This window comes from Vibrio sp. Vb1127 (assembly GCF_033338735.1).
Taxonomy (GTDB): domain Bacteria; phylum Pseudomonadota; class Gammaproteobacteria; order Enterobacterales; family Vibrionaceae; genus Vibrio; species Vibrio alginolyticus.
In genome coordinates this window covers 1-5,904 of sequence record NZ_JAWOTF010000053.1, presented here as the reverse complement: position 1 = coordinate 5,904, position 5,904 = coordinate 1, and the positions used below count along the sequence as shown (strand labels likewise).

The window sequence follows — 5,904 nt, the reverse complement described above, 5'->3', positions numbered from 1 at the left end:
GGGGTCGCGGGTTCGAGTCCCGTCCACTCCGCCACTTATATTAAGCCTCAGTCGAAAGACTGAGGCTTTTTTCGTTTCTACTGCGACGTTTCCCTGAAGAGTGTTTATACACCTAACTAGACTATTTCACATAATCCCTACTAAGCGAACTCTGCGTAATTACACACTAGGCTCTAATAATATAGGCCGTTGATGCTATGGAAAGGCAATATGACCTACAAACAAGCCTAAGTAATCTATGGTATTCAAAGGCGTTCAACGACTTGAATCTTGATGAGAAAGAAAAAACGAATTGGAAGGTGAAAGATTGAAGGAGCTCTTCATTAGCGAGGTGATGATTTTCGACGCTGAACATTTGATGAGTCTCAGAAAAAATATATCGCCAAAGGGTAAGAAGCGCCAGAACAGAGAGGGGTAGCTTAGCTCGAGGCTGTAAGCTATGCGGAATACTCACAAACGTCAAAGCTCAAACCCATTAAGAGAGTCGCTCTAGATCTAAGTGGTTATGTGCTCACTAGCGGTACTAGAAAATAGTTAAGTATTCCAAATGGATTATATGAAAAAGCCAACTGCTAAAGCGGTTGGCTTAGTATAAAAATCTCGACGTACTTTAGAGCGAGAAATGATGTCTAAAGAATACGTTTTAAAACACCATCTGCCTTTAGGCGGGTAATTTTTCTGACCAGTCGCTGTACCCCTATAGGATAGTCTTCTACTTTCTCTAATTGCTTATAGGTACAGATAAGGTGAGTATGCTCAAGAATACGCGAAACTTCGTCTTCAAACTTCTCAGTGAGCTTCGCATAATTGTCTTGTATGAGTAGCCCATTTTCTAGGTCGAGTGACCAAGCACGTGGATTTAGGTTATTCCCAGTAAGTAGCATATAGCGTTTATCAACCCAAATACCCTTAAGGTGGAAGCTGTTATTGTCATGCTTCCATAGGTGAATTGACAATTTACGTGCGGCGATATTCGCTTCATTGGTTTTCGCAAAGCGACGCAAATTCACTTCGTAAAGATATGGAAGTCCGCCAATGGTTTTAAAGTCTTCCTCAGGTGCAATGTAAAAGTCATTGGCGGTTTTATCACCCACAACAATAGTTACTTTCACACCACGCTTCATGGCTCGTTTCACTTCACGATGAAGTGCTTTAGGGAAGTTAAAGTAAGGCGTACAAATGAAAATTTCGTCTTGGGCTGCTGCCAATAACTTTACAATCTGTTGATTGAGCAGATTACGGCGTTTGCCTAGCCCAACTAACGGAGTGACTTTTACACTTTCTTCTGTTGCAGCTTGGTCTTCAAACTTATAGTTGGCTTGAGCAAGAGAAGCCCTCAGTTGGCGAATCGCCGACTTTATTTCTTTGGTTTCTGGCTTATCTTTTCCTGCAAGATCATTAACGGCAGGGTGAGCAATCATTTCTTCCTGAATGAATTGCACCATTGAATTCGCTAAAGATTCATGTCGAATCACATGGTAACGATCAAATCGATAACGTTCATGATAATGGAGATAAACGTTATTTAAGCTCGCCCCACTGTAGATAACAGTATCATCGACAATGAAGCCTTTTAAATGCAGTACCCCAAAAACTTCTCTGCCACGCACTGGTATGCCATAGACAGGGATTGGGTGTTGGTACTTACTGGCATATGCTTTGTAAAGCGCTGAATTACCCTCAGATGTCTCCGCACCAATCAGGCCACGCTGCGCTCGATGCCAGTCGACACAGATATTGATGTCCAACCCAGGATTGCGCTGTTTCGCTTCATAAAGCGCAGTGAGAATTTCACGTCCAGCTTCATCATCTTCCAGATATAGAGCGACTAGGTAAATTCGCGACGTTGCTTTGCTGATAGCATCTAAAAGACGGGTTCTGAATGATTCTGCTGAATACAGAACATCAAAGTCTTCCGGATTGACAGCGAGACTTGGCAACTGTTCGAATGGATTCCTACTTACTATCATATCGGTATGAGTACCTTAGTTTAGTGCAATATTGCGAACCTGCCATTTTATCAAAGATATGATTTACCTGGCTACAAAAGCACGCGTTTTGATGTCGTTGAAGAGATGAATTGCATTGGAATGAGATCTTTACCGCTATCTACGTAACGTTGAAATGCCATTTTTAGCGGGTGTGGTAGCTCAGAGCAATCAATTGTTGTGAATCCATGCTTGGAATAATAGGATTCGAGATGTGTAAACGCGAAGCAATAATCGCCATCAGTGAAAACATTGTTCTTACAATGAGTTAGTAGTTTTTTTCCAATCCCTGTTCCCCTAACTTTCGGAATGACCAACATTCCTGTCAATAGACGAACTTTATCTACACTTTTTAAACGTAGTAACGCAATGATTTCACCTTTATGGCTTGCTGTAATGATCAATTCATCTTTTTTGGCTCGACCCGCAGGGTAATACGCTTTGTATAGTTTCTTAATGAGGGGGAGCTTGATGGGATTTAACACTTCTATGATTAATGAGTCTGGTATTGTCACTGCGGTTAAAAGATAACTAATGTAGAATGTCGACAGTTTAAGAGAATCTTATCTGGTGTTGCAAACCTACTATGCAAATTAAAACAAATGCGAGCCTAAAGGCTTACCATACTTTTGGAATTGAACAATCGTGTTCCTATTTAGCTATCGTTGAGTCGCTTGAAGATGTTATTGAGCTATTTCAAAACCCAAGATTCACCCATTTACCGAAACTTTTTTTAGGTAAAGGAAGTAATGTTCTTTTTACAGAACATTTTGAGGGATTAGTGATTGTTAATCGAATCATGGGTAAAGAAGTCACGGAAACGGATGAGCACTACCTATTACATATTGCCGGTGGTGAAGATTGGCCTGAATTGGTTTCCTGGTGTGTGAATCAGGGGATCGGTGGGATCGAGAACTTAGCTTTGATTCCAGGTTGTGCTGGCTCGGCTCCTATTCAGAACATTGGTGCGTATGGCCTAGAGCTAAAAGACATCTGTGATTATGTAGATGTTCTTGACCTAACTACGTTTGAAAACAAAAGAATGCACGCCCAAGACTGTGAGTTTGCCTATAGGGATTCCATATTTAAACATGCGTTGCACGGAAAGTGCTTTATCACCGCATTAGGGCTTAAGTTGGCGAAGCAATGGCAGCCGATTAACCAGTACGGTCCTTTACAAAGTATCCCAGAAGAACAACTCAGCCCTGCTTCTATCTTCGAACGAGTATGCCAAGTGCGAAAGGCAAAACTGCCAGATCCAACCAAGAGAGGTAACGCAGGTAGTTTCTTTAAAAACCCAGTGATCACGCAAGATCACTATGATCGACTCACAAAAAAATACCCTAACGTAGTGGCCTACCCAGCTTCAGGAGGAATGAAAATTGCTGCTGGTTGGCTTATTGATCAATGTGGATTAAAAGGGAAGTCTGTACATGGTGCGCAGGTCAACCCTATGCAAGCTTTGGTTTTGACCAACATGGATAATTGTAGTGCTGATGACATTGTCGCGCTTGCTTCTTTAGTGAAGCAGACAGTATGGGACAAATACCAAATCATACTTGAGCATGAAGTACGCTTTCTCAATCGTACCGGGGAGACCAATTTGACTCAGATCGAGGCATCTAGATGAGAAAAGATCACTCTACGAAACTTCATATTTTAAAGTTATTAAGTGATGGAGAGTTTCATTCAGGAGAAGCTTTGGGCGACGATCTTAATGTTTCCAGAGCGGCAATCGCTAAGCACATTAAAGGTCTTAGTGAATGGGGTATTGATATTTATCGAGTGCAAGGGCGCGGTTACCAATTAGCCTCACCATTGCAGCTGTTAGACGAGACTCTCTTTACCACTAGCTCGGAGTCACTTGTTGAACTCGTCCCTGTGATTGACTCAACGAATCAATATTTGCTCGACAGGGTCGCGGATTCGGAAAAGGGCCGTGTTTGTATTGCTGAATATCAAGCACAAGGGCGTGGTCGCCGCGGTAGACAATGGGTCTCACCATTTGGCTCTAACTTATATCTCTCTATGTATTGGCGACTGGATGCAGGAATGGCTGCGGCAATGGGCTTGAGCTTGGTGATTGGGATTGCCGCAGTGGAAGCTCTGGAAGAAGTAGGCATGCAAGGTGTTAAACTCAAGTGGCCGAATGACTTGTATTATCAAGATAAAAAACTGGCCGGAATCTTGGTTGAAATGTCGGGTCAGGCCGGTGGGGCTGCTCATCTAGTGATTGGGATGGGCCTGAATATCGGAATGCCTGACGACCAGCCTGAGATTGACCAGCCATGGACCACGTTGAACCAAGTAAATCAGAGTCTCAAGATCGATAGAAATGTTCTAGCAATGACTCTTATCAAGCATTGGAATTCTGCACTTGTCGAATATGAAATGAAAGGGCTTACTGGCTTTATCGAACGTTGGAATCGGTTAGACAATTTCCTTAATCGTCAGGTCAAACTGCTTATTGGGCCTAGAGAGGTACATGGCGTCGTTCGAGGCATCGATCATCAAGGTGGAATATTAATCGAAACCTCCCAAGGACTAGAGACTTATATTGGTGGTGAAATCTCGTTGCGTAAAAGTGACTAATCTTCGATTACTTTCGCAACGAGACTTTATCAACTAAGTGGTTAACGCCTTTGTGTAGAATCAAGTGGGCTCTCTCTCGAGTTGGAAGAATATTCAATTCTAAATTGAGCCCATTAATATCATGCCAAATTTGCTTCGCTTTTTTCTTTGCGTCATCGACAGAGAGTTGTGTGTAGTGGCTAAAATAAGAGCCTGGTTTCGTAAAGGCCCCTTGGCGAAACTTTAAAAAGCGTTCTACATACCAATGTTCAATGGTCTCTGTTTCTGCATCGACATAAATTGAAAAATCTAAAAAGTCAGAGACGAAGACACGATGCGGGTCATGTGGATAGTCCATTCCACTTTGCAGAACGTTTAAACCTTCAATAATAAGAACATCCGGTCTATCCACTTTTCTTAGTTCATCAGTAATGTCATACGTGATGTGAGAGTAGATGGGTACTTCAAGATCGGGCTTTCCTGCCTTTACGTCAGACATGAACTCGACTAAACGCTTGATATCATAGGATTCAGGGAAGCCTTTACGATGCATGATACCGCGTTCTTCTAGTACTTTTTTCGGATATAGGAAGCCATCTGTTGTAACCAAGGAGACTTTGGGATGATTCTCCCAACGAGAAAGCAATGCCGTTAGAATACGAGCAGTCGTACTTTTGCCTACAGCAACACTGCCAGCGATACCAATTACGAAAGGGGGAGCATGTTCCTCTGTATTTAAGAATTGTTGTAATACGGAATTGCGGCTTTGACGAGCTTGGACATACAGATTCAAAAGACGAGACAAAGGAAGGTAGATCTCTACCGCTTCCTCCATGGTTAGGTTTTCATTAATGCCCTGAAGCGCAGTCAAGTCGTCTTCAGAAAGTGTCATCGGTACAGAGTTTCTTAACTCGGCCCAATTTGCACGGTCAAATGACAAAAATGGACTCATGGGTCTCTTTTATCCTTGGTTTAATAGAAGCAAGAACATACATCAAGCGAACTTCAAAGCAAACGACAAAGGTCGAAGTTTGCTTTAAAAAAGCTAAGTTTGTACGAATTTGCAGCAAACGAATCTAAAAAATCGAAATTTATGATTTTTTTTCAAATTACTATTGCAACCTAGAAAATCATTCAATAGAATGCGCACCACTTATGCCGACTTAGCTCAGTAGGTAGAGCAACTGACTTGTAATCAGTAGGTCACCAGTTCGATTCCGGTAGTCGGCACCATTCTTTCCTTTAGTAGTCTGAATGGCTTGAAAATTTGGAGGGGTTCCCGAGTGGCCAAAGGGAGCAGACTGTAAATCTGCCGGCACTGCCTTCGATGGTTCGAATCCGTCCC

5 protein-coding genes and 1 tRNA gene are annotated in these 5,904 nt (G+C 42.4%); 3 read left to right on the top strand and 3 right to left on the bottom strand.

Annotated elements, in window-relative coordinates; translation table 11 throughout:
- Positions 1-629: 629 nt before the first annotated feature.
- Complete coding sequence (gene pssA / locus R7H07_RS23860) at positions 630-1,970, bottom strand: CDP-diacylglycerol--serine O-phosphatidyltransferase (protein ID WP_033907507.1); 1,341 nt, start codon at positions 1,968-1,970, stop codon at positions 630-632.
- Positions 1,971-2,041: 71 nt separating this feature from the next.
- Complete coding sequence (locus R7H07_RS23855) at positions 2,042-2,473, bottom strand: GNAT family N-acetyltransferase (RefSeq protein WP_017821963.1); 432 nt, start codon at positions 2,471-2,473, stop codon at positions 2,042-2,044.
- Between the two features lie 101 nt (positions 2,474-2,574).
- On the opposite strand from R7H07_RS23855, the gene murB reads away from it, so the two are divergent.
- Together murB and birA are read left to right on the top strand one after the other, a co-directional pair.
- Positions 2,575-3,618, top strand: a complete 1,044-nt coding sequence (gene murB / locus R7H07_RS23850) for a UDP-N-acetylmuramate dehydrogenase (RefSeq protein WP_017633745.1) — start codon at positions 2,575-2,577, stop codon at positions 3,616-3,618.
- The gene (birA, locus tag R7H07_RS23845) at positions 3,615-4,580 is read left to right on the top strand and encodes a bifunctional biotin--[acetyl-CoA-carboxylase] ligase/biotin operon repressor BirA (protein WP_170894214.1); all 966 of its coding nucleotides are present in this window, start codon (positions 3,615-3,617) and stop codon (positions 4,578-4,580) included. Before murB ends, birA begins: the two co-directional genes overlap by 4 nt.
- Before the next feature lie 7 nt (positions 4,581-4,587).
- Here birA and coaA read toward each other — a convergent pair whose 3' ends face one another.
- The gene (gene coaA / locus R7H07_RS23840; protein WP_005388683.1) at positions 4,588-5,511 is read right to left on the bottom strand and encodes a type I pantothenate kinase; all 924 of its coding nucleotides are present in this window, start codon (positions 5,509-5,511) and stop codon (positions 4,588-4,590) included.
- A 205-nt stretch (positions 5,512-5,716) separates the two neighbouring features.
- Here coaA and R7H07_RS23835 point away from each other — a divergent pair.
- Positions 5,717-5,792, top strand: a tRNA-Thr gene (locus R7H07_RS23835).
- Positions 5,793-5,904: the final 112 nt, after the last annotated feature.

Coding starts and splice junctions, on each gene's coding strand:
- pssA (WP_033907507.1), bottom strand. CDS start 1,970: ATGATAGTAAGTAGGAATCCATTCGAACAGTTGCCAAGTCTCGCTGTC.
- murB (WP_017633745.1), top strand. CDS start 2,575: ATGCAAATTAAAACAAATGCGAGCCTAAAGGCTTACCATACTTTTGGA.
- birA (WP_170894214.1), top strand. CDS start 3,615: ATGAGAAAAGATCACTCTACGAAACTTCATATTTTAAAGTTATTAAGT.
- coaA (WP_005388683.1), bottom strand. CDS start 5,511: ATGAGTCCATTTTTGTCATTTGACCGTGCAAATTGGGCCGAGTTAAGA.